The organism is Nonlabens xiamenensis (genome assembly GCF_003865345.1).
Lineage (GTDB): Bacteria > Bacteroidota > Bacteroidia > Flavobacteriales > Flavobacteriaceae > Nonlabens > Nonlabens xiamenensis.
In genome coordinates this window covers 14,311-38,007 of sequence record NZ_RMVE01000008.1, presented here as the reverse complement: position 1 = coordinate 38,007, position 23,697 = coordinate 14,311, and the positions used below count along the sequence as shown (strand labels likewise).

The following is a 23,697-nucleotide window of genomic DNA, read 5'->3' as shown; positions in this document are numbered from 1 at the left end:
ATGCTTACTCGTCGGTCTTAAGACCTAGTTGACCTGCTTTTAATTTACGCCAGTATTCGTTGAGATCCCTGCGTACTTCACCAGACATCAAGTACAATCCGATGATGTTAGGGAAGGACATCGCCAGAATCATCATATCAGAGAAATCCAGCACAGCTCCTAGAGAAACTGAAGATCCAATAACAACAAATACCAGGAAGATAATTTTATAGGTAATCTCAACACCTTTACTTTTTCCAAACAAATAAGTCCAGGCACGCATACCATAGTAGGACCAACTAATCATCGTACTAAAGGCAAATAGAAATATAGCACCTGCCAACACGTAAGGGAACCAAGAGATCACACTTCCAAATGCATCTGAGGTAAGCTGTGCGCCCGTCATTCCTTCTACTTCGTGCATACCCGTGAATATCAATACCAGGGCAGTCAGGGTACATACTACAACTGTGTCAATAAACGGCTCCAACAAGGCCACGAAACCTTCTGAAGGTGGGTGGTGTGTTTTGGCAGCACTGTGGGCAATTGCAGCAGATCCCACACCCGCTTCATTGGAAAATGCAGCTCTTTGGAATCCAACAATCAGCACTCCTATAATACCACCTTTAATAGCAGCAGGACTAAAGGCACCATCGATGATGGCAGAAAATGCTGGTCCAACGTTTTCAATATTGATGATAATGACAGCTAATGCGGCGATGATATACACACTGGCCATAAAGGGTACGATTTTACCGGTAACTTTAGCGATACTTTGGATACCACCAATAATTACCACCCCGACCAAGATGGCCGTAACAATCCCAAATATAAGTCCATGACCTTCCATAAAGGTAAACTGAGTAGCCAAACCTTCAAAGGCTTGGTTGGACTGGAACATATTACCACCTCCAAAGGAAGCGCCAATCGCAAGCACCGCAAACATTACAGCAAGGATCTTTCCAAGTCCTTTTTTACTTTGCTTGGCCAAACCGTATCTCAAATAGTTCATAGGTCCACCGTAGACTGAACCGTCCTCGGCAATGAATCTGTATTTAACACCTAAGGTACATTCTACAAACTTGGAAGACATCCCTAACAATCCAGCGATGATCATCCAAAAAGTTGCTCCCGCCCCACCGATAGAGATAGCAACTGCCACACTGGCAATATTTCCTAGACCTACAGTTCCAGAAACCGCTGTCGCCAACGCCTGGAAGTGAGTTACCTGACCTGGAGCAGTAGGATCATCATATTTACCCTTGGCTAAATCAATCGAATGTCTGAAACCTCTGAAATTGATAAAGCCCATTCTGATGGTAAAGAACAAAGCACCCAATACTAACCATACCACGATAAATGGAATTCCCTTTTGTTGTACATCTCCATTGGGATGCAATAATGGGACTTTCTCATCATATACTACTTGCGAGAACAAGTGGGCACCAGTTTCAATAATGTCTTCAGAATTTTGCCCATTAAAAATCACATCTCCTTCAGTAAGCTCTTCACCTCTACTTTTTAAGTGATTAAAAGTTCCGCTGGCTGGGGCGATAACCCTAAGATCATCTCCACCTTCAACCCCAACTATCGCCACAGGCTCACCTTTTTTAACTTTGGCGCCATCGGCTTTAAGCCACTGCTTTAAAGTGTATTTATTTAAATCACCAGCTTCCCAACCAGGGATGGCGATGTTTTTTGCTTCTGCATACACTACTGGGTCATAAATTCCTATGGCCGAAAATGGATCCCAAAACAAAATATCCCCCAAGAAGCCAACTGCTGGTACTGCGGCACCATTAAGAACCTCTACCACACTTTCAGTTTCTACGGTGTAGACACCAGCGGTATGCTCACCATTAGCATCGGTAACTTCAACACTGTAATTAACACCCTCGGTAAGTCCAGTAGCAGTATCAGATTTTAAGGAAGTGCTTTGGTTGGACCATTTATAGGTATAAGGTCCCTGCCCTCCAGTTACCTGGATGCTGATGACTCCATCATTGATTTTAGAGCTGGGATTGGAAGTAGTTGCCTTCAGGTTAAGTTCTTGAGAATTTGCCGAAAGGGAAGTCAGCAGAACGCTGAACAGAAAGAAAATTTTCTTCATTTTATGAACGTATGTTTATAAGCTGGCAATATGCACAAAAATCTTGCTTTTTGAAAGTTTTAAGAGTCTTTATGTTACCTCATTGTTGATTCTATACACATCCTGAAGCTTTTGAATTTGCTTAGAATTCCCCACAACGATGATCTTTGAACCAGGAATTAAAACAGTTTTGGGATCGGGATTGACAGTGTATTCCCCATCCGGAGATTTGTAACCTATGATCGTACATCCGGTTTCTTGCCTTAAATCTAGATCAATGATATTGCACTCGCGCTTTCCATCAAACATCTGTTCAAAACTGATTTGTTCAAGATTGACGCCTTCATCACCACCATAACTCAGGTTGTCCCAGAACTCAATCAAATCTGGGCTAACGATCAATGATGCCATATGCTGCCCACCTATTGTATCAGGCAGGATCACGTTATCGGCGCCGGCCAACTTCAATTTTTTATAAGAATTCTCTTCGCTTGCCCTTGAGATAATTTTGAGACCTTTATTTAACTGACGGGCACTAAGAACGACAAACAGGTTATCTGCATCTTCAGGTAAAGCAGTGATCAAAGTTGATGCTCTTTCGATTCCAGCTTTAATCAACACCTCATCTTCATTGGCGTTACCCCTAAAGAAAAAATCGTCATCCAAACCAGAGTCCTCGATGACCTGCTGGTCTTTTTCAATGATGATGAACTCCTTATTGTAGTCCTGAAGTTTTTGTATGGCCTGTTTTCCGTTTCTTCCATAACCACAGACAATGATGTGATTTTCCATAGATTCCAAATATTTGAGTTTTCGACGCTCTCTGATGTCCTTGAGATTGTTACGGGACAATAAATATTCTGTGATGGCAGAGACCGCATAACCTACAATCACAACACTGAAAAGGATCAGAAAGATCGTAAACAGCTTGGCATTTTCGGTGGGCTCTCCAATTTCTCGATAACCTACCGTTGTAATAGTAATGACCGTCATATACAAGGCATCCACCCAAGAAAGATTCATGGTCAATTTAAACCCCACCACGCCTATGATCAGCATGGCAAGCAACAAGAAAATGGCGATGGTCAGTTTATTGCGCAAGATCCAGTAGTTTAGAGATTAGAGGTCAAAAACAGAACTCCGTTTAACATAAATCAAATCTTTAAGCTTTAACCAAAACGCCATGATCAAATAAACAGCAAAACCAGCTCCCAAGGTCGCAAAGGTGAAATAGATGAAGGTGATACGCACATTCCGCGCCCGCATGCCCAGCCTATCGGCTACTCGAGTGGAGACATAGAAGCCATACCTCTCCATATAATGCCTAAGATTTGTTACTAATCCCATAAAGGTAAAAATAGTCAATTCGCCTCAATCCATGACCGTTTCCGATTCTTTTCCATTGTTATTTCTGAGGAGTTGAAGACCTACATCACAATGCAAACACCGATTGCGGTCACAGTATTGAGATTTCAGCTGAAGTACGGCCTGCGACTGCAAAGCATCTTCTACCGACATGAGTTGGTCAAAACTTTGCACCCACTTGTTTTGCTCGCTGGAAACGCTGTACATCAGGTCCAGCAAACCATCAGTGGGGTCTCTTCCCATGGACCTGGCGTAGGTGAACCTGACGGGTACGATGCAATTGATGATCAATAAATCGATGAACGCCGGCGTCAATTTCTTTTTCCGTAAAGCCGTGGGTTTGCCAAACACATGGTGGGTGTCCCAATATTCAGAAGCCTGAATATCAAAAAGCTGGTAAATTTCCTCTTTCTTATTCGCCAAGAGAATTTCACCAAACAACAGCGGACTCTGATAATAAAGAACGGCGAGTTGTGACAGTCGTATGCCCGGATAATTGGCCGGTCGCAACCTAAAAAAGGTCATAGGTGTAAGGCATGGCGAGAGTTGATGTTTCGCTTTCGCGAAAGCGTACTCTTCCTGGCAACTTTTGAAATAGGAATCAGTACAGGATTGATTCAGTAATCCCGCCTGACCCAGCAACACGGCTTCTAGCCTAAAGCTATCGCGTGCTAATCTGCGCAGTAGTCCAGGTTCCATACTTGTGGCCACTTGTTCGAAGGCATCGGCGTTGGACTTGGTACCAAAACTACGGGCCAGCATTTGAAAAAATACGGCCTCCCAGTCATTTTGGGTAGCCTTCAACATAGGAAGTATACGCGTTGATTTTGATTCTAACCGTTCCACGTAGATCTTTTCCAGCCAAAACTTCCAGGTAAAATCACTCACCTCTTGAATCTGGTTTTCGCAATGGATAAATTTTCTGTTTTTAAAATCAAAGGTTTGACGATAAGCTTTTACCAATTCCTTTTGTACATATGTAGAAACCTCTAACACTGGAATATTGATGTCGTCTCTGCGGGTGATTTCTGCGTCGTGATTCCACACGACATGCAGGATTACATTGTCGTAAGCTGGATCCTCATCATGACCATGCAGATACCAATCGCTGGCGTTGACATGCATTTCTACATTACCTGCCCAATCCTGTCCATCGATTTGTAGCCTAGCATTGAAGAAGTCTGGACCAGCAAAGTAATTGTGGGTTCCCAGAGACAGAATACGAATAGATAAGCCAGTTGTAGTTGATAAATGGAGCCCACTCAGCTTTTTAAATTTCCAGAGGTAGTGGATAAAATCTTCATTCATGACTGAAAATTAAGTCTATCCAGTCATGAACGAAATTTGTAAACAGTGAAATTACACGCAATTCATGAATTGCAGGCAAAATGGGTACAGGATGAGCAGCTCCTCCTTGAAAGATTTATTTCTCATCAGGCAAGTAAGTACCGTCCTCATTCATATATCCCATTTTCTTCATCCAATCGTCGTTATAGAACTTACCCACGTATCTACTACCGTGATCGTGATATAGGATAACCACCACATCGTCTTTGGTAAAACCTACTTCCTTGTGGATCTGTTTAAGTCCTTTGATGGCAGCACCAGCGCTATTGCCTAGAAACATACCTTCTTCCTTGGCTAGTCGGCGTGTGTAAACTGCTGCATCTCGATCGGTGACTTTAAAGAATCCATCGATCACATCAAAATTGACGTTTTTAGGCAATATATCTTCTCCAATTCCCTCGGTGACATAAGAATAGATCTCATTTTCATCAAAGATTCCGGTCTCGTGATATTTCTTAAATACCGAACCGTAGGTATCAATCCCCCATACCTTAATGTTGGGGTTTTTGGTTTTGAGATAAGTTCCTACACCAGAGATAGTTCCGCCGGTTCCTACACCTACCACAAAATGGGTAACCTTACCATCTGTTTGTTCCCAAATTTCAGGTCCAGTGCTTTCATAATGTGCTTTACAGTTGGAAGGATTGTCATATTGATTGACATACCAGGAGTTGGGAATTTCCTCACTCAATCGCTTACTGGTTGAATAGTAGGATCTGGGGTCATCTGGAGCGACATCCGTCGGACAAACATGCACTTCAGCGCCTACAGCCTTGAGAATGTCCATCTTTTCCTTGGATTGTTTATCGCTTAATACACAGATCAATTGGTATCCTTTGATGATAGCAGCCAGCGCCAATCCCATCCCTGTATTTCCACTGGTACCCTCAATGATGGTACCGCCAGGTTGTAGTCTTCCATCAGCCTCTGCATCCTCGATCATTTTTAAGCCCATACGGTCTTTGACCGAATTTCCAGGGTTAAAGGTCTCGTATTTGGCCAAAACCAAAGCCGGGATTTCCTCTACCAATTTATTCATCTTGACCATAGGTGTGTTACCAATAGTCCCTAAAATGTTTTCTGCGTAATTCATGCACTACTTTTGAGCTGCAAAAATAGGGAGATATCACAGGAAAACCGGATGGTAGTATAGAAAATATGCCTCAGCAAGAACAAGATCCTTTGAAGGAGTTGCATAGGCCACATGGGCAACTTGAAGTGTGCGGTCAGGATATATCTTAAATAACTAAGCAACTTATGCCTTACTGCGAATGCGCCTGTAGAATGCGTTTTTGGCAGATTCATCCTCACCGAAGAGCCAACGAGTAACGTGTTCGTCCCACATATCATCAGCTTGCTCCTCAGTAATGATATTTCTTTCTTTGGCCAGGTCAATAATTTTCCCCGGATAACTACTTTGTTTTTCGCTGTCCATTTCTCCCAGCGGATAAGGGTCATCCAATCCGACCAATACTTGTTTAGCGCCTTGATTTTCTACCAGTAACTTAAGGGAGCCTGTGTCGTGCACCAAACTATCAAAGAAAATATTGGGGTGTCCGACTGATTTTCTGGGATGGGTTTTTCCTTCAAAGAGATCCGGTCGTCCGTCAAAACCCTGTATACGCCTACCCAGATTCATTTGAGCCAGTTGTCCCCCATGGGCAAAACAAACCCGCATACCTGGATATTTGAAAGCATACCCATTTAGCGTCATAAAATGATAGGCATCAGCACACTGCGCGAGCATCCAGATCAGGTGGAACCTCCAAGAAGTATTTTGTAGTTTAATAAACTTCTCACCATCGTAAGGATGTATCTCTACCGCTAGGTTGAGTTCGCTAGCCAGCTCAAATATCGGTTCATTTTCTTCATCAAAAATACAGCGCCACTGCCCGATAGTATCCATATAGTGTGTAGGCAAACAGAGTAATTTCATTCCCAACACCTTGACGCATCGCTCAATTTCCCAGAGCGCACCGCGCACGAATCCTGGATGAACTACAAAACCACTGGTAAATTTTGAGGGATGATCATGCTGTACTTTGGCATTGAAATCGTTTTGGAATCGCAGTGCCTGCTTCATTTCTTCTAAGCGCAATCCATTACCGTAAAGTTGACTTAAATTGAGAATGACTGCATGATCAATCTTGTATTTATCCATCCATTCCAATTTCTCATCCAGAAAAAAGCTGGAATCAGTCACTGGACGTGACCAGCCTTTTTGAAGCATATTCTTACGTTCAGGATCTACCCAAAAGATCCCTTTTTCCCGCATAAAATCAGGAATTTCTTCTGGGTACGGCAACAGGTGAGAATGGCCATTGATGCGTAGTTTTTGGGCTGTGGTCAAATCGATCTGGATTTAAGAGTTAAGTTTCCAGGTAAATTTACAAGAATTATTTCTCATCCTCACACAACCCAGTAATGGTTCATGATTTCAATTGTTCCCAAGTCCGGTAAAGGAGAATCATAAGTATGACTTCAAAAATAAAGCTGAACAAGATCCCCACAGGAAAAAGTAAAATAAATACATAGCCAAAACCTCCTATGAGCGCGGATATTCCAGCCCATTTTGCTAGATCACCTAGTGAATTCCTATACGTAAAGAGTCCGGCGCCCAAGAACATATAACCCAAACCATAGATAAAGATCAATAGCGTTGCCAAAGCCAATCCTAAACCAGAGGAAGTATCGACAATCTCTATATACGTGAGCACATCGACAAATACAAGGAGCAGGCTTAAAATCATAAAACCGTAACATGCGTGTTTAAAAAGTCTAGCCTGAAAAGCTTGGGCGTATTTAACCCCTCCTATATAAAAGAATACCAATGCGGCGAAACTTACTAAACTCAGTATGATATACCAGCTATAGGAAATTAACTTACTACCATCAAATTGATCCGCTATCGCTATCCAGGTAGTAAGGGTGGATAGGATCAGGTAAAAAATCCCACACACCATTCCATTACCCAATAGGCTTTGATTGACTTGAAGGGGTTGAAGTTTTGAGTTTTTCTGAACTGGTTTAAAAACCTCATCAATAGAGGTGCCCAAAGCATCCAAAATGTTTTTAATCGTATAACTGCGTGGTGTGACCTCTCCGTTCTCTATACGTTGGATCGTGCGCACGTTGATATTGCACATTTCGACCAATTCTTCTTGGGTGAGTCCCTGTTGTTTTCTAAGCTGGGCAATATAGATGCCTAATTCTGGTTGTTCCATGATAAAAGGATTTTGTGTTTGTGGGAACAATACAAGCCACAAGTTGAAGATGACTCCAAAGTTTCAATGATTCTTTCACCCGACATTTACACGGCAAAGCCTTGAATAGCTTGAAAAAGCTAAGAAAACCATTTACATACATTTATTCCCCTACTTTTCAATTTTTCACACTCATGATGTTGGTTGCCATAAGTTGTCGCACATTGACGACATGGAAATCAGGCGTCATCTTTGTTTTCAACCTGTTGCCAACCTTGAAATCTCAATATGGTTTTGACAGCTTTAAATAGATATGCTATGCTTTAATTATGGTCATAAGGTATGCAGTCGCTAGAACAACCTCAAGCTAACCTCACCTTTAACATCACCCTCCTGTAATGGAGTTGTATTGGTAATGTTGATTTTTAAATCATCGCACCCTTGATGATGCTCTCCACCACTTCTGGATTAAGTAACGTGGAAATATCACCTAATTGGTTGGATTCATCGTGGGCAATTTTTCTCAATATTCTACGCATTATTTTACCGCTACGGGTCTTGGGTAATCCCTGGGTAAATTGGATCTTGTCCATTTTAGCGATCGGCCCAATCCTCGAGCGTATGAGTTCGTTGATTTCTTTCCGCAAGTTGTCATGGTTCCTATCTTCCCCAGATTCCTTGAGGGTAATGTAGGCGTACAAAGCGTTACCCTTTACATCATGGGGATAGCCCACAATGGCGCTTTCGGCAACAGCCGGGTGTTCATTGATGGCATCTTCTACGGGAGCTGTACCTATATTATGACCGCTCACTATGATTACATCATCGACCCTCCCAGTAATGCGATAATATCCCACGGCATCACGCATCGCACCATCTCCTGTAAAATACATTTGGTCATAAGCACTGAAATAGGTTTCCCTGTAGCGGTCGTGATCTCCATAAATTGTTCTAGCCATACTGGGCCAGGGAAATTTGATACAAAGTTTACCATGAACTTGATTGCCTTTAATTTCTTCACGTTCGTGATCCATCAAAGCCAATTGAACTCCCGGCAATGGTAAAGTCGCGAAAGTGGGGATGGTGGGCGTCGAATACGGAATGGGACTGATCATAATGCCACCGGTTTCGGTCTGGAACCAGGTATCGGCAATTGGGCTATTTTTCTTACCTACATTCTCATTGTACCAGTGCCAGGCTTCTTCATTGATGGGCTCCCCTACGGTACCCAATACTTTGAGGGAAGAGAGATCATAGCTGTTGACATAATCCACATTTTCCTTGGCCAGGGCCCGAATGGCGGTAGGAGCCGTGTAAAACTGGCTGACTTTATGTTTTTGCACGATCTCCCAGAATCTCCCGAAATCAGGATAAGAAGGAACTCCCTCAAACATGACGGATGTCGCCCCATTACATAAGGGTCCGTAAACAATATAACTGTGTCCCGTGATCCATCCGATATCAGCCGTACACCAATACACATCACCGTCCCTGTATTGAAAAACATTTTTAAAGGTATAGGCAGTGTAAACCATGTAACCTGCTGTAGTATGCAACATTCCTTTAGGTTTTCCTGTGGATCCAGATGTATAAAGAATAAACAGCGGATCCTCAGCTTCCATGATCTCTATTGGACAATCTGCACTGGATTTTTCCAGTAAATCGGCCATATAAAAATCTCTATCTTGGACCATTGCTATGTCCTGCAGGGTGCGTTGGACCACCAATACCGTGGATACCTCTGGACATTCCTCTAAGGCTTGATCAACAATGGATTTTAAATCCAAGATCTTTTCTCCGCGATAGGAACCGTCACTACAAATCACCATCCGGCAATCACAATCTTGGATACGGGTCGCTAAAGCCGTAGAACTGAAACCAGCAAATACTACGGAGTGCACAGCGCCAATTCTGGCACAGGCCAAGACAGCCACAGCAAGTTCTGGGATCATGGGCAGATAGATACAAATGCGATCTCCCTTCTGGACACCTTTTGATTTAAGCACATTGGCCATTTTACAAACGCGTTGATGCAACTCGCTATAACTGATGTGTTCGGCTGGTGAATTCGGGTCGTTAGGTTCAAACAAGAGGGCGGTTTGGTTGCCTCTGGTAGCCAGGTGACGATCCAGACAATTTTCGGTAATGTTCAATTGTCCGCCTTGGAACCATTTCACAATGGGTGTGTCAAAATCCCACTCTAACACCTTGTCCCAGCGTTTTCTCCAGACAAAATGCTCTTCAGCAATCTCTTCCCAAAAATGTTCAGGATGCCGGACTGATTTCCGATAGACTTGCCAATACTCTTCGAGGTGTTTGATATGGTAGTTACTCATACTGTTCTGATTTGGACAACTAAAGATAATCCATTTTTGAAATGATATCCACTTGGAGAGAAGTTCATCAAGTTTGCATATTCTTGTTTTTTCTGTTGCTTTCTATTGCTGGAAATGAATGGGCATTGCGATGATATACAATAGACCATCGACGCATCAAGGGTCAACTTTCGCGACCGAAGGGAAGCAAAAGGAGTAGACAGGAAGACCTACCTACCCTTAAGAACATTTCTCCAAATTCCCAACGAACTCTAAAATTTGCTCTATATCTTAACAAAACACTGCTGGCCAAAAATTACATTAACTAATTGATAATCAGAGTGCTTTAACAGGACGTAAACAGAGTTTAACAAAAGTCTAATATTTGATTGGCAATGGCTTTAAGGCTAGGCTCGTTATTTCGCCCATATAAATAAACCTTGTATTATGAATATCAAACCTATTATTATCACTTGTACGGCGGCAGCATTACTTGTAAGCTGCGTGTCTAAGAAGAAGTACAATGAACTGGAAAATAAATACCAGAATACTACTTCAGAACTGCAAAAAACCAGGGTCGAAAAGGAAAATCTTGAAAACAGGATGGCCCAAATTGAAATGCGTGTTGAGCGATACAATGATAAGATCGCTACCTTGAAAGGTGAAAAGGATGGAATGATGGTCAGCACTGATGACGGCGACCTCGTATTGTCCGAGAACAACAAAAAAGCGATGCGCAGAACCCTTCAGGATGTACCATCGTCTAAGTTGGCTGGAGCAACTACCTTAAAAGACTCCTTGAATGTTGCCATCGCCCATAACATTTCCAAAAAAATTGGTACTGGTGAAGGCGGTGATGACTTGAACGTTTCTGTTGAGGAAACTGTGGTCATGATCAACATAGATGATGATTTGCTATTTAAGGACAGCAGTTATCGGGTAGGAAGCGATGCAGACGATATACTACAGCGCATTGCCAATGTAGTCAAATCAGAGCCATCTTTGGAAGTACTGGTAGAAGGTCATACCGATAGCCGTACCGTAAGAGAAGGAAGTTATATTAAAGATAATTGGGACTTAAGTACTGAGCGTAGTGCGGCAATTGTCAGAAGACTAGAAGAAAAATTTGGTGTATCTCCTGATCAGCTCATCGTAGCGGGAAGAGCCAGTTATGATCCTATCGTTGCCAACGATAATAGAGAAAATATGGCCAAGAACAGACGTACACAGATTGTGATCATGCCTAATTTGGATAAGTTCTTTGCCATGTTAGAACAAGATACCCAAGTACTCTCTGAAAACGATAAATAATTCAGCGATAAAAGGCTTTAAAAATCAACAGCTTGCTTTCGGGCAAGCTGTTTTTTTTTTATGTGGTGATCTGAATACCTAATGCGAGTAGTTTGCTTACGTTCTATAAATTACACCTGTTGAAAGCTATGTTTTAAACTTCAGTATAACGGTCTGTCTTTCCCACAGACAGCTGAATGGATTGTAGATAGCCAAAGGTAGATTGACAACCAATCATATACATTTTATAAGTTGGTACACGTCTTATAAAGCTTGAGATAATTCAATAAAAAAGCCAGTCCTTATCGGACTGGCTTTCTCTTTTTCATTCAATTTTAACTGGGATTACAAATCTTTTTGATCAGCAATATTTTCCAACGTTTTAACTTCGTTAATCGTGCCTTTGATCTCATCACGCTGTGCTTCCAGAATACTTACCACTGTAGATGGTAGCTCGCTGCGATGTTCAAGAACATCGTCATACTCCTCAACTGCGGCTTTTTCACCAGTGATACATTCTTCCAGAATCGCCTCGTCTTTGTTCAAACTTAAAGCTGCTTTGATATTCATCCAGCTTCTGTGCATGTCGCCTTTGAATGAACCATCTGTTTCAGGAGTCGAGTTCATGTTTCTTATTTCTCCAGCCAATGAGGCGGCAAACTGAGTACGTCTTGCTCCCTGCTCTGCCAACCATCTTTTCAGTTGAACATGTTCAGTAGCCTCGGCAGCAGAAGCATATCCGCGCTCTGCATCATAGGTTTTTTCCAACAAATCGTTGAGATATTTTTCAGTTTTTACAGTTTCCATAATGTTTAGTTTTTTCTAAAGATAAGATCATCATGAAGTAAAGCCTCTTAAAAAACTGTGAGTTGGTAAGTATTTAACGCTCCGTTTCCAGATGCTGAGTCATCAAGGAACGAATGAAGTATCTTTCCACCATGGATAGTTTGACACAGATTGTATTGGGCGCGGCTGTGGGGGAAGCCGTTTTGGGATCAAAAGCAGGCAATAAGGCTTTATTATATGGTGCCATTGCTGGAACGATTCCGGATTTGGATGTATTGGTAGGTAACTTTACGGATACCATTACCGCCACAGAAATGCATCGCGGATTCAGCCATTCCATTGTATTTGCCTTTATAGCCGCAGCGGTGTTAGGTCAACTGACAGCTATGGTGGAAGCTAGAAAAAATCTGGGTTGGAAACCATGGGCCTGGTTGTTTTTCTGGGCTATTTTTACCCACCCATTGCTAGATATCTTTACGACTTGGGGAACCCAACTTCTTTGGCCATTAGACAATAGGTTGGCCTTGAATTCGATATTTGTCATCGACCCCTTATATACCTTACCCTTTTTAGGATGTGTGATCGCTGTTTTGTTTTTAAGGCGTGGTTCGCTTTCGCGAAAGCGAATCAATAACATAGGTCTTATCTACAGTACAAGCTATCTGCTGCTGAGCATAGTATTGAAACAATTGGCCTTATCTCAATTTATCCAGGCTTTGGAACAGCAAAATATCCCCTATAAAGAGATTTCCACCCGACCCGCAGCTTTTAATACCATTTTATGGAATGCTAATATTGAGACTGAGGACGCTTATTTGATAGCAGATTATTCTTTTTTTGATAGCCAGCCTATCAAGTTTGATCGCTATCCCAAGTCACGCGAGAGCGAGCTTCAACCCAAAAATCCAGCTTCCCGTGAAAACCTGGAACGTTTGATCAAGATCACCAAGGGCTGGTATTTAATGGACAAGGAGGAGGGGCAATGGTATTTTTATGACCTACGCTTTGGTCGTATGCCGGTTTCACCAGGTGAAGAACAGTTTGTTTTTACCTACGAACTCTTTTACGACGAACGAGAGATACTACAAGCACGAGAAAGAGAAAGGAAAGTCGAAGACGCCCAGTTTTTGATGTCTTACTTATGGAACCGCATCAAGGGAAATTAGTCCTAGTAAATACGGATGGCTAACATTTGCTGGGATCAACTGTAAATAAGGCAAAAGTGTCCATTTACCCTGAACCACTAACCAAACAATACTTGTTCATGGTTAAAAGAATAAATGTAGTTTTTTTATTTAAACCGTGTTTTACGTATTTTAATCTATGTAAGTTATCTAACCCATTTTTTAAAGTTATCTACAGATACATTAGATTTGTAGTATATGCCCTTGAAATACTTCAACTATGAAAAATCTCCTCCTAAATTCATTTATATACCTCCTAGCGGGTGCGACATTGTCGATGGCTCAAGTAGGTATTGGAACGGACAACCCTGCTGAAAGTTCGCTTCTTGAGATACAATCGGCCGACAAAGGTATGCTTATACCACGTGTGGACATTGCCGACTTAAGCACCCAAGCCCCAGTAACCACGGCCACCATAGAAGAAAGTTTGTTGGTTTACAATACAAACCTAACCACCGGTAAAGGTTTTTATTACTGGAATAATTCTTTAGGTGTTTGGGAGAAATTGCTAGCCGACAATGATAAATCTGGATTTTGGAACACAGAAGGGAACTCAGGAACTACACCAGGAACAGGTGCGGGCCAGAACTTCCTAGGAACCACAGACAACACCAGTATGGCGATAGCCACCAATGGTATCGAGAGAATGCGGATCAATACCTTGGGACGTATAGGCATCAACACCCCGGGTCCGGTTTGGCGTTTACACCTGAACGTGGGTACCGCCGTCTATGATGGTTTATTCCTAGAAAAGCAAGGAGCTAATGCCTTTACCTCAGAAATAGCCATGTTTAGATATACCAATGCGACCACGGGAACCCCCTTGAATAGTTTGTATTTCGAGAATAATGATGTCAGTGGAAATTTCGGTTTTGGATTTTCAGGATCTGTAGAATACGAGATGGATGATAATGATTTTCATCCGGCCACCAATGCAGACAAAGCTCTTGGAAATACACAGCTGAGATGGCAAAGACTTTTTGCCACCCAAAATACCAATGTTGCCTCTGACCGCAGGCTCAAGGAAGATATTGAAGAAATAAGTTACGGGTTAAAAGAGGTACTGGCATTAAAATCCTATAGTTATCGATTAAAGCAAGACAAGGAACGCGAACTGCATTTAGGCTTTATGGCGCAAGAGCTAAAAGACATGATTCCTGAAGTTGTCACGGTGGATGATTCACCAGAACAGCTGATGGGTGTTTCTTATTCAGAGTTGATCCCAGTGCTGGTGAATGCCATTCGTGAACAGCAGGCGATCATTGATCACCAGGAATCCCAACTACGGAAAAACACCAAGGATATCGCCAAAATATTGGCTTTATTGAACACCGAGGCCGCGGCTGGTACTGCATCGACCGCTGCCAATTTGCAGGAATAAAATATGTTAGAGTTGAAGGACCAAAAGCCTTTGATTGTTCAAAGGCTTTTGCTGTTGGTAGAAACTGTAGAGAGGTTGTGAATCTCTGTATAAATTACAAAAGCTTAGAAAGAGGTGAAATTGAAATAATAGGCTGTAGCAAAGGATTTATTTGCCAAAAAATTTTGAGAATTAGCGTTTGTGTAATAAATCCCGTATAACTTGGGATAAGTCAATTTCTTTAAGAATAAAAGCACTATTTAAAAGCACATCACGTTTCATACATGTAGCTTTAATTCCCAATTTAAACCGTTACGAACATAATAGAGTAAACAAACGAATCAACCAATCAAAGTACTCATCTTAAACATAGGTAAGTATAAAGCTATCAGTATAAAACCAACTATACAACCTACAAGTAAAGTGAGGATCGGATTGATTAGATTGGTAAAAGTTTTAGCTTGTTGCTTGAGCAGGTTGTTGTAATGCAATTTCAAGTTTTGATAGACTAATTCATCTTGATTAGTCTGCTCTGCCACTTGAATCATTGCAATTAACTTATTATCAAATAGTTTTGGATGTTTTTTGAAAGCCTCAGACTGTGAGTCGCCATTAATCAAATCTCTATTGATCTGTTCTAGTGCAGCGTTGAGGGGGTAGTATGGGATCATGTTACTGATCAATTTCAAGGCATGGGTAACATTAATCTTGGCACTTGATAGAAGGCTCATGGCATTGATAAACTGATTGATGTAGCTACGGGTAGTCAATGTTCCAATATAGGGTACTTTGATAATTATCAATCCCTTCCATTTTTGATAAGTTTTGTTTTTTGCTAATAAGCGTCTCGCAATTAATCCTGCAACCAACAAAGCTAAGGCTAGCAGTCCGTATTGATTTAGAAGCTCAGAAGCCTTTATCACCATTTCAGTTATCCAAGGTAATTCTGTGTTGTTTCTTTTAAACAAATCCTGAAAAATTGGGACCACAAAATTGAGCATAAAATAAACTACTACTACTGCAGTTATTAAAACAATTATTGGATAGGTCAGTGCGTTGAGCAATTCCTTTTTTTGCTCATTATGTTGTTTGTAATAATCAGCGAGACTTTTAATAACTTCTGTTAACCTTCCTGTCTCCTCCCCTATTTTTATGGAGCGCACTTCATAGTTTGTAAACACATTGTGTTCCTTAAACCCTGCACTTAAAGTGCTTCCCTGAACCAATCGATCGGAAATTTTTTGTAATACTTCTTTAGGCTTTTTCTTTTTTAAACCTTGTGCAACCAGATCAAGAGCTTGCTTAAGAGGTATACCAGAATCAAGAAGAATTCCTAATTCCAGATAAAAAGTCTCTTTAATTTTTTTTGAAAAAGTTGGGGTAAAGGAGAATATCTCCCTCTCCCATATGCTTTGCCCGTCTTCTTTTGTTGAAATATCTGGATCAGACTTTGTTATTTTTGATAAATCAAAAGCCATAAGGTCGTAGTTCTGTAATCAGGTCATTGGGTTTCGTCACAAATATAAAATGATCAGTTTTCGTTAATTGTACTTCAATTGCATCGAGCAAACCTTTGGTGGTTCCTTTACCATTTTTAAAAAATTCCAATTCAAATCCCCTTTTTAATAAGGTATCCTGACCACGCATCAAATTTCGAGAATCATCAATTGATGTTTGGTTGAATGTGTAGGTGATATTTTGTACGGGGCTTTTAAACAACAAAGTAGAATCTACAATAACCACACTTTTACTCCTTGAAAAATCAATCTCTAATAATAATTCAAGTTGCTCCAGATCCCGGTAACCGTTTTCATTTTGCTTAATGATTCTGATGTTTTGAGACGTTAAATTCACTATGGTAGAAGCTATTCCGACGATAATTACCATGAGCAGGAGGGCTACCAACGTTTCCGTCAAGGTGAACGAGTTTACCTTTTTAAACAACATATTTTATCCTTAAAAAAGTTGTGTTTTTTACCTTCAACAATCAAGAATCCATCTTTTTCATAAAATGAAGCATTATGATTGTTGACTTCAATATATTGTGGAGTGTCCAATTGATCGTTTACAATTAAATAAACCGTTCGTTTTACCTCATTATCAAAACTCAGGTCACGATTGTCAATACTTGATTTAAAGCTTTGGTTCAAAGCATTCCCAGCGATGATAAAAACGACCATTAAGATCACGCTGGCTATTAGGTTTTCAAGCACCGTACTAGCTTTTATTTTTTTTAATAGAGCCATTGGATCGGTTGATTTTTAGGTGACTTTAAATCAAATAAATCTAATAATTTTGAAGTCCATTCGGGATTTCTGATTTCCCCATCAAGAATAAGGTTTATATATACCGAACCTTTTTCCAATGCCACAAACTTATGTGTAAAAATACTACCATTCACCGTTCCTTTCAATTGGGTGATGCCTAAGTTATAAATTAATCCGTTCACAATAGCACCATCTGAGATTTCCAAATTTGGTACATACACTTTGGGCTTTGGCAGGGAAAATTGATTAATTAATCCGTCAACTCTACTCTTTTCTTTCAATAGGATCCTACCTTGGTTTTCCTCTTTAACTAAAGTCGTCATTGAACTAGGAAACTGTAAGTGGGCATTTTTGTTTAGGATCAGGCTATCAGTACCCACAAGGTGAGCTTGCATAACTGACCTTGGTGCAATTTCAATCGTTGGTGCAATCAAAAGTACATCCTTCAATTGAGCGCTGTGGGAAACAGTAATTCGACGATCTGAGATTATTTTTATGTTGCCTGTCAATTTGTTATCGGTAAGTATAATCTCTTCAGCGTCTCGATAAACTACAGTTTTTTTTAAGAATGAATGGGTCAATTGAGTGGGAAGTTCAGTCAATATACTGTCCTTGGTTGAATCCATGGCTTCTTGAAAAGTGGATAACCCGCCACGATACTTAGGAAGTCTGTCCTGCGAACTCCTCAAAAGAATATTACCTGAGGCTCTACCTTCATATATTCTTCCTGCGACATTGCTAGTTTTGATGATTTCGTTGGGAACATGGAGTACACCTTCCATTCTTGTTGATCCCGAAATCTGCAGAGATCCTGGGTTATTTTCAAGGTGTAGTTGTGGTAGTTTACCTTGATGCCATTTCTGGGCTGTCATGCCTGCAAGGGTTAATGGACCCCACTGTTCAACATCCCCTTCCTTGCTCGAAGTCGTAATTTGAAATGCCCCCCAATTTTTTATGGCTAAACCTTCGTAGGCAAATGATGGCTCTTGTAAAAATGTATCTTGATTTTTGCGAATTTGTTTGACCTTCAGGTCAGTTGTATATCCTACAAGTGTATTGAAATGAAAATACAAAATGATACTCAACACCAAGATAAAAATCACCACACCTATGATTAGTGTGTACTGCAAGGCGTTTGCTTTAAGGTGGCTAGGTAATTTAGTTTTTTTCAAATCTTTTAAGGGTTCCTTGGTATTTCAATTCAGCATAACCAGATGTAGCGCTCAGTAATTGTATACTATCAATTGTCTGTCTTGGCTCAAATGTGAGTACCTGACCATTGATCTGCAAAGCAGCCACCTTCCGTTTCCCGTCCTTTTTCTTGATAAACCCTAGATAATTAATCGATGGCCAGTTGACCTCCTTTTTGTTGATGACGCTAGATTTCGCAATGGTTTGTTTTGTCTTTTTAGGTGTATACCGTGTTCCTAAAAAAGGATCATAGATTGGGACTTTGAGTGGCTGCAAAACTGCTTTTTCCTTTTCGCTTTCGCGAAAGCGGGATTGATCAACTTGTTCCAATGGTGGCAACTCAGGATTCAATCCATCATAAATTTGATATCCGATTATTCCCCAAATCATTAAGGTCAGCGGAATAAGTACGAATAATGATTTCTTGGATTTAAGCATCAATTGATCTCTAAAAAAGCAGAACTATAAGGTGTGACATAAACACTGTTCTGGCCTCGCACTCTCCATTCGTAACTACCTTCTTCCAAATTTACAGCAGAATTTGTACCTGTGGAATCCTGCACGATTTCGTCCCAGACAATTTGTTCAGGATTGATAAAATCTGGACGGGCAATCTGAATTCGATAAGAGCTGGCGCCTTCTAAGGCTTGCCAGTCAAATTGTACAACACCAGGAGAAAGGTTAGTGTCGTTAGCTGGTGCCACTAAGATAATTTGATTGTTATTCAAATTATCCTCATTTATTATATCTTCACAACTGGTAAAAATCAATAATGCCCACAGTATCCCAATGCGGTACTTGATCATATGATCCATCTTTGTTTTCCTTTGCGCTAAAGATAAAACGAATTTTATGTATTTTAGCATTTCAAGCTAATCAAGAATGCGAAATCCAACTCAACCGAATCACTTGAGCGCCTTCAATCTACAAGAGATGTTGGTTACTTTATGTATCGTCGGGATCGCGACCATGATTCTGTTGCCTAATTTGATGCCATTTATTTCCTCTACCAAGGCATTGGAAGCCCAACTTCAATTAAGATCTTTATATACTTTGCAAACACAATATCGATACATTAATTCCAAATATGCGCAAGATCTCAAGGATCTGGATTTTGATCAACCACTGACTGAAAAAGAAGGAGGAATTGCCAAATATGATTACCGGGTGTTAGAGGTTACACCATCATCTTTTGTTATAGAAGCTGAGGCTGTGGTAGACTTTGACGGAGATGGGACATTAAATCTGTGGCGTATCGATGAAACTGGTGTATTTAAGGAGGTGGTTAAAGATTGATGCCTATAATATTATTGATTGTGCTGGCGATCTCTGCGGCTATTATTTTGCTTCAGGATCTTAAGGATAGGCAGGTGCATCTGGTGGTTCTACTTTTATTTTTACTGGCATCTGGTTGTCTACAGTATTCAAAAAGTTTGTTTTTTCAGATTTACATTTTGGAATCCGCAGTGAACACCGCGCTTATCCTGTTGATGTTGGGTGGAGTTGCATTGTATTTTAAGTTCTTGAAGGGAATGGATCCAAAACAAACTTTGGGAAAAGGTGATGTGGTCGTATTTTTGGCCTTTGCATTAGGCTATGGAATTGAAGAATTCGTATTGCAGTTTGTGATTTCACTTGTGGCAGCTCTATCACTTCATTTGATCTTAAAAAGAAAATATACAACTCACACCTCAGTGCCTTTGGCAGGCTATATGACTATTTACTTAGCTGGTCAGAAGTTTATTGAGCAATTCAACTTTTTTTCTTGATCATCGATTATTCCATACCAGCCCAACTTAAGCAGATGCTTACTCCAGAGCAGGTGAATCATTATGGAATCATATTGGTAAAAAAGCATTCAAAAGGTATTTTGGCCTATCACAAATTGCCTGAGGAAATACTGAAAAAACAGGAGATTAGTATGATCCTGGACGAACAACTCACATTTGAAAGAATAACTGAGTCAGATTTTGATCAGTATGTTTCTTTTAATTATAGAGTTAATTCCGCTACGGGTAGTCGCCGTTTACAAGTAAGTGATGATGTTTTTGAAACTATTATTCATCACGCATATCAAGTAAATTCGAGCGATGTTCATGTAGAACCTTTGTCTAAACAAACAAGGGTAAGATTTCGTATTGACGGTGCCTTAAAAACATTTTATCAATTACCAGCCTCGGAACATTCACTTCTAGTGAATAAAATAAAGATTAAATCCAATTTAAATATTTCTGAAAAAAGAAGAAATCAGGATGGCAGAATTTCTCAACGGATTCAAGGTGTAGGTCAAATAGACATCCGGGTATCTTCCTTACCGAGTCTGCATGGAGAGAAAGTGGTAATGCGTTTATTGGAGTCAAATCAAGAAGACGTAAGTATTTCTAAATTAGGACTCTCACACGATCAGTTGGAGACTTATAAAAAAGCCTACAACAAGACCAATGGCATTATATTGATTAGTGGACCTACTGGTTCTGGAAAAACCACAACGCTCTATGCCACTTTAAAGGAGTTAAATCAAGAAAGCAATAATGTACTTACGGTTGAGGATCCAATTGAATATACGTTGGAAGGGATTAATCAGGTGCAGGTTAAACATGATATAGGTTTTGATTTTGCTGCAGCGTTGAAAACTTTCCTAAGACAAGATCCAGATATAATCATGGTGGGAGAAATCCGGGATCAAGAAACCGCTCAAATGGCTGTTAAGGCCTCTCTAACTGGACATCTGGTGTTATCAACAATACATACCAATTCTGCTTTGGGAACAATTGACCGATTAAAGGACATGGGTATTCCCAACTACCTTATTGCCTCAACGCTCAACCTTAGTGTGGCACAGCGGCTCGTGCGATTATTATGTACGCATTGCATGGAAATAGAAAATTCTGATATAGCGCTTTTTACACATAATAAGGCTTTTCTTCATCAACACGCTTTAGCTAAAGGATGCTCTCGTTGTCATTACACTGGATATTCAGGAAGAACAGCGTTGTTTGAAATGATTGAAATTGACGAAAAAATGACTGAAAAAATTAAAAATAACAGCTCATCTTATGATAGTGATGCAGATTCCCTTAGTTTTATCAGCATTAAAGAACAAGCCATACGTCTTTTAAAAGATCGAAAAACTTCCTACGCCGAGGTTTACCCCCTACTGATTGAATAATTATGAAGTACTTCCCAACCATCATCTTCTTACTTTTAACTAGTCTTTCTTTGGCGCAAAATTCGCGGCTTATCCAATTAGAGGCTAAAATCGCTCAGCAGGTGCAACAAATTGAAGGTCTAGGAGAAACTGTTGAGCTGGACCTTGCTAATACAGATGTTCATACCTTGCTCACTGCGGTAGCCAGAGTACATGACATGAACATGGTAATCGCTCAAGAGCTGAAAAATATTAGAATTGAAAATACCTTCAACGAGGTAGAAGTGAGCAATCTTCTTCTCTATTTGGCCAAGCAATATGGACTTGAATATGATTTTGTCGGTAATATAATTACCGTAAAAAAATGGATTGAACCACAAGTTGTAGTGAATACTGATCGCTCAGAAGTAAACTATGATCTTTCCAGAGGATACATATCCATGGATCTAAATAATGCCCCGTTAGATGAAGTTTTCAGGACGATTACCGAACAAACTGGGAAGAATCTGCTCTACGACAAAAGTTTACAAAACAAAGCATTGAGTATCTTTATTAAAGACGTACAGCTTAAAAAGGCCATGGAACAATTAGCGCTAGGTAATAATCTATTGTTTGAGGAGTCGGAAGATGGTTTTTACTTATTTTCCTCTATTCCTACAGAAGCTGGCTCTTCAAGCTCTAGACCATTTGAACGTCGTGGGCGTAATTTCGACTACACTATTCTTGATACTTTAAGACAGCAATTAAGAGTTAATTTTAAAGAGGTATCGGTTGAAAATATTGTATTATCCATTGCTGAAGATCTGGATCTTGGCATTTTTCTTGCCTCCCCATTGTCAGATGCGGGCAAGGCTACTATGAAATCCAATTCTATTGAGTTTGAGGATTTACTGCGGAAAATTTTTGAATCACAGCAAAACACAAATTTGAGCACTGACCCTATCAACGGTCAGATAAACACCAGGCGCAGCAATAATCAGGATCAAAATCCAGCTGATGCGTATACCTTTAAAAGAGAAGGTAATTTATTTTACTTCGGAACCAGCTCGCAGTTATCCTTGCGAACTGTCGAATTGGTGCCTTTAAAATACCGCTCTATTGAGATTATTAAGGATCAAGAGTTGGAAAGAAACAATAGCTTTGCGGTGCAACAATCATTTGCCCGTGCAGGTAATTTCAGCCAAAATGGACTTATCACAAACAACGGGTTTTCTCAAAACTCAAATAATCTTGCTAACAATTTACCGAGACAAAATTATCCTGCTAATACTGAAGGTCTTGCTGATGTCATCAGCGATTTGATGCCAGATGATGTGATCCAGTCTTTGGATATTAAAATAGATCGGGAGTTAAACAGTTTTGTAGTAAGTGGAGCCGCAGATAAGGTTGAAAAATTTAAAAAATTAGTCAACTCCATTGACAAACCAGTTCCCGTCATATTAATAGAGACTATGATTATTGAGATTAATCGTACTTCTACTGTAGAAACGGGAATCGAGTGGGGTCTGGCTAATCAGCCCACCAACACGACAGGTAATATTTACCCCAATACTGATCTTACTCTCGGGGCAAATACTGTAAATAGGGTTCTTGGAGGCATAGAAGGTTTTGCTTCCATTAACTTAGGCAGGGTTGTTCCAAATTTTTTTGCTAGACTAAAGGCCATGGAAACTAATGGAGATATCAATATTCAATCTTCACCTAAACTTTCCGTTTTGAACGGTCATCAAGCCAACCTTTCCATCGGACAAACAACTTATTATGTCATTACCAGCAGAGATATTATTGGGGCTCAAAATCCGCAAACACAAATTGTTGAAAATTTTCAGCCAATAGATGCAGAATTAGGTGTATTCATTAAGCCGGTAGTCTCTGAGGAAGGAGAAATCACTATGGGAATTGTGGTCAACCAATCAACTTTTACTGGAACTCGAATCAATGAAGACGCACCACCCGATATCACTTCTCGTCAATTTACTTCCACCATCAGAGTTCAAGACAAGGATATAGTTATTCTGGGTGGCTTAGAGGAAGTTATTAAAAGCAATACGGGTTCTGGAGTTCCTTTTCTGGCAAGAATTCCCATTATCAAATTTTTGTTTAGCAAGAGAGTGCGCGAAGGAACTAAGCGCAAGCTAGCCATTCTTATACGTCCTACTGTTCTTAAGTAATT

22 protein-coding genes are annotated in these 23,697 nt (G+C 40.4%); 7 read left to right on the top strand and 15 right to left on the bottom strand.

The window, feature by feature from the left end; genetic code table 11:
- Nucleotides 1-4: 4 nt before the first annotated feature.
- From EGM47_RS16020 to acs, 8 genes are all read right to left on the bottom strand, one after another.
- A complete protein-coding gene (locus EGM47_RS16020) occupies nt 5-2,089 on the bottom strand; it encodes an amino acid carrier protein (protein WP_124981852.1) in 2,085 nt (694 codons plus the stop codon).
- A gap of 69 nt (nt 2,090-2,158) precedes the next feature.
- Nucleotides 2,159-3,127, bottom strand: a complete 969-nt coding sequence (locus EGM47_RS16015) for a potassium channel family protein (protein ID WP_124981870.1) — start codon at nt 3,125-3,127, stop codon at nt 2,159-2,161.
- 60 nt (nt 3,128-3,187) lie between these two features.
- Entirely contained in the window at nt 3,188-3,415 is a 228-nt protein-coding gene (locus tag EGM47_RS16010) for a PspC domain-containing protein (protein ID WP_124981851.1), read from the bottom strand.
- A gap of 24 nt (nt 3,416-3,439) precedes the next feature.
- Nucleotides 3,440-4,741, bottom strand: coding sequence for a DUF2851 family protein (locus EGM47_RS16005; RefSeq protein WP_124981850.1), 1,302 nt, complete (start codon nt 4,739-4,741; stop codon nt 3,440-3,442).
- A 115-nt stretch (nt 4,742-4,856) separates the two neighbouring features.
- Nucleotides 4,857-5,873: a PLP-dependent cysteine synthase family protein gene (locus EGM47_RS16000; RefSeq protein ID WP_124981849.1), complete on the bottom strand. Its 1,017-nt coding sequence runs from the start codon at nt 5,871-5,873 to the stop codon at nt 4,857-4,859.
- Between the two features lie 162 nt (nt 5,874-6,035).
- Nucleotides 6,036-7,130 (bottom strand): amidohydrolase family protein, encoded by a 1,095-nt coding sequence (locus EGM47_RS15995; RefSeq protein ID WP_124981848.1) that lies wholly within the window; start codon nt 7,128-7,130, stop codon nt 6,036-6,038.
- Nucleotides 7,131-7,209: 79 nt separating this feature from the next.
- Nucleotides 7,210-8,004: a helix-turn-helix domain-containing protein gene (locus tag EGM47_RS15990; protein WP_124981847.1), complete on the bottom strand. Its 795-nt coding sequence runs from the start codon at nt 8,002-8,004 to the stop codon at nt 7,210-7,212.
- Nucleotides 8,005-8,408: 404 nt separating this feature from the next.
- On the bottom strand, nt 8,409-10,319 hold the full coding sequence (gene acs / locus EGM47_RS15985) for an acetate--CoA ligase (protein WP_124981846.1): 1,911 nt from the start codon (nt 10,317-10,319) through the stop codon (nt 8,409-8,411).
- Between the two features lie 426 nt (nt 10,320-10,745).
- On the opposite strand from acs, the gene EGM47_RS15980 reads away from it, so the two are divergent.
- Nucleotides 10,746-11,609 (top strand): OmpA/MotB family protein, encoded by an 864-nt coding sequence (locus EGM47_RS15980; RefSeq protein WP_124981845.1) that lies wholly within the window; start codon nt 10,746-10,748, stop codon nt 11,607-11,609.
- Between the two features lie 324 nt (nt 11,610-11,933).
- Here EGM47_RS15980 and EGM47_RS15975 read toward each other — a convergent pair whose 3' ends face one another.
- On the bottom strand, nt 11,934-12,395 hold the full coding sequence (locus EGM47_RS15975; RefSeq protein WP_124981844.1) for a ferritin-like domain-containing protein: 462 nt from the start codon (nt 12,393-12,395) through the stop codon (nt 11,934-11,936).
- A 113-nt stretch (nt 12,396-12,508) separates the two neighbouring features.
- Between EGM47_RS15975 and EGM47_RS15970 the strand changes: the two genes are divergently transcribed.
- Nucleotides 12,509-13,540, top strand: a complete 1,032-nt coding sequence (locus EGM47_RS15970) for a metal-dependent hydrolase (RefSeq protein WP_317126907.1) — start codon at nt 12,509-12,511, stop codon at nt 13,538-13,540.
- A gap of 238 nt (nt 13,541-13,778) precedes the next feature.
- The gene (locus EGM47_RS15965) at nt 13,779-14,939 is read left to right on the top strand and encodes a tail fiber domain-containing protein (protein ID WP_124981843.1); all 1,161 of its coding nucleotides are present in this window, start codon (nt 13,779-13,781) and stop codon (nt 14,937-14,939) included.
- 320 nt (nt 14,940-15,259) lie between these two features.
- Here EGM47_RS15965 and EGM47_RS15960 read toward each other — a convergent pair whose 3' ends face one another.
- Genes EGM47_RS15960 through EGM47_RS15935 form a run of 6 tightly spaced genes read right to left on the bottom strand, consistent with a single transcriptional unit; the run spans nt 15,260 to nt 19,182 of the window.
- Nucleotides 15,260-16,396, bottom strand: coding sequence for a type II secretion system F family protein (locus tag EGM47_RS15960; RefSeq protein ID WP_124981842.1), 1,137 nt, complete (start codon nt 16,394-16,396; stop codon nt 15,260-15,262).
- Complete coding sequence (locus tag EGM47_RS15955; protein WP_124981841.1) at nt 16,386-16,865, bottom strand: PulJ/GspJ family protein; 480 nt, start codon at nt 16,863-16,865, stop codon at nt 16,386-16,388. The genes EGM47_RS15960 and EGM47_RS15955 overlap by 11 nt, the downstream gene beginning before the upstream one ends.
- A complete protein-coding gene (locus EGM47_RS15950) occupies nt 16,847-17,164 on the bottom strand; it encodes a hypothetical protein (RefSeq protein ID WP_124981840.1) in 318 nt (105 codons plus the stop codon). Before EGM47_RS15950 ends, EGM47_RS15955 begins: the two co-directional genes overlap by 19 nt.
- Nucleotides 17,152-18,357 (bottom strand): hypothetical protein, encoded by a 1,206-nt coding sequence (locus tag EGM47_RS15945; protein WP_124981839.1) that lies wholly within the window; start codon nt 18,355-18,357, stop codon nt 17,152-17,154. The genes EGM47_RS15950 and EGM47_RS15945 overlap by 13 nt, the downstream gene beginning before the upstream one ends.
- Complete coding sequence (locus EGM47_RS15940) at nt 18,344-18,814, bottom strand: hypothetical protein (RefSeq protein WP_124981838.1); 471 nt, start codon at nt 18,812-18,814, stop codon at nt 18,344-18,346. Before EGM47_RS15940 ends, EGM47_RS15945 begins: the two co-directional genes overlap by 14 nt.
- On the bottom strand, nt 18,814-19,182 hold the full coding sequence (locus tag EGM47_RS15935) for a hypothetical protein (RefSeq protein ID WP_124981837.1): 369 nt from the start codon (nt 19,180-19,182) through the stop codon (nt 18,814-18,816). Before EGM47_RS15935 ends, EGM47_RS15940 begins: the two co-directional genes overlap by 1 nt.
- A gap of 76 nt (nt 19,183-19,258) precedes the next feature.
- Here EGM47_RS15935 and EGM47_RS15930 point away from each other — a divergent pair, with 76 nt between their 5' ends.
- Genes EGM47_RS15930 through EGM47_RS15915 form a run of 4 tightly spaced genes read left to right on the top strand, consistent with a single transcriptional unit; the run spans nt 19,259 to nt 23,695 of the window.
- Complete coding sequence (locus EGM47_RS15930) at nt 19,259-19,672, top strand: type II secretion system protein (RefSeq protein WP_124981836.1); 414 nt, start codon at nt 19,259-19,261, stop codon at nt 19,670-19,672.
- Nucleotides 19,672-20,145, top strand: coding sequence for a hypothetical protein (locus EGM47_RS15925; RefSeq protein WP_124981835.1), 474 nt, complete (start codon nt 19,672-19,674; stop codon nt 20,143-20,145). Before EGM47_RS15930 ends, EGM47_RS15925 begins: the two co-directional genes overlap by 1 nt.
- Complete coding sequence (locus EGM47_RS15920) at nt 20,142-21,545, top strand: GspE/PulE family protein (protein ID WP_240642498.1); 1,404 nt, start codon at nt 20,142-20,144, stop codon at nt 21,543-21,545. Before EGM47_RS15925 ends, EGM47_RS15920 begins: the two co-directional genes overlap by 4 nt.
- Nucleotides 21,546-21,547: 2 nt before the next feature.
- The gene (locus EGM47_RS15915) at nt 21,548-23,695 is read left to right on the top strand and encodes a type II secretion system protein GspD (protein WP_124981834.1); all 2,148 of its coding nucleotides are present in this window, start codon (nt 21,548-21,550) and stop codon (nt 23,693-23,695) included.
- Nucleotides 23,696-23,697 lie beyond the last annotated feature (2 nt).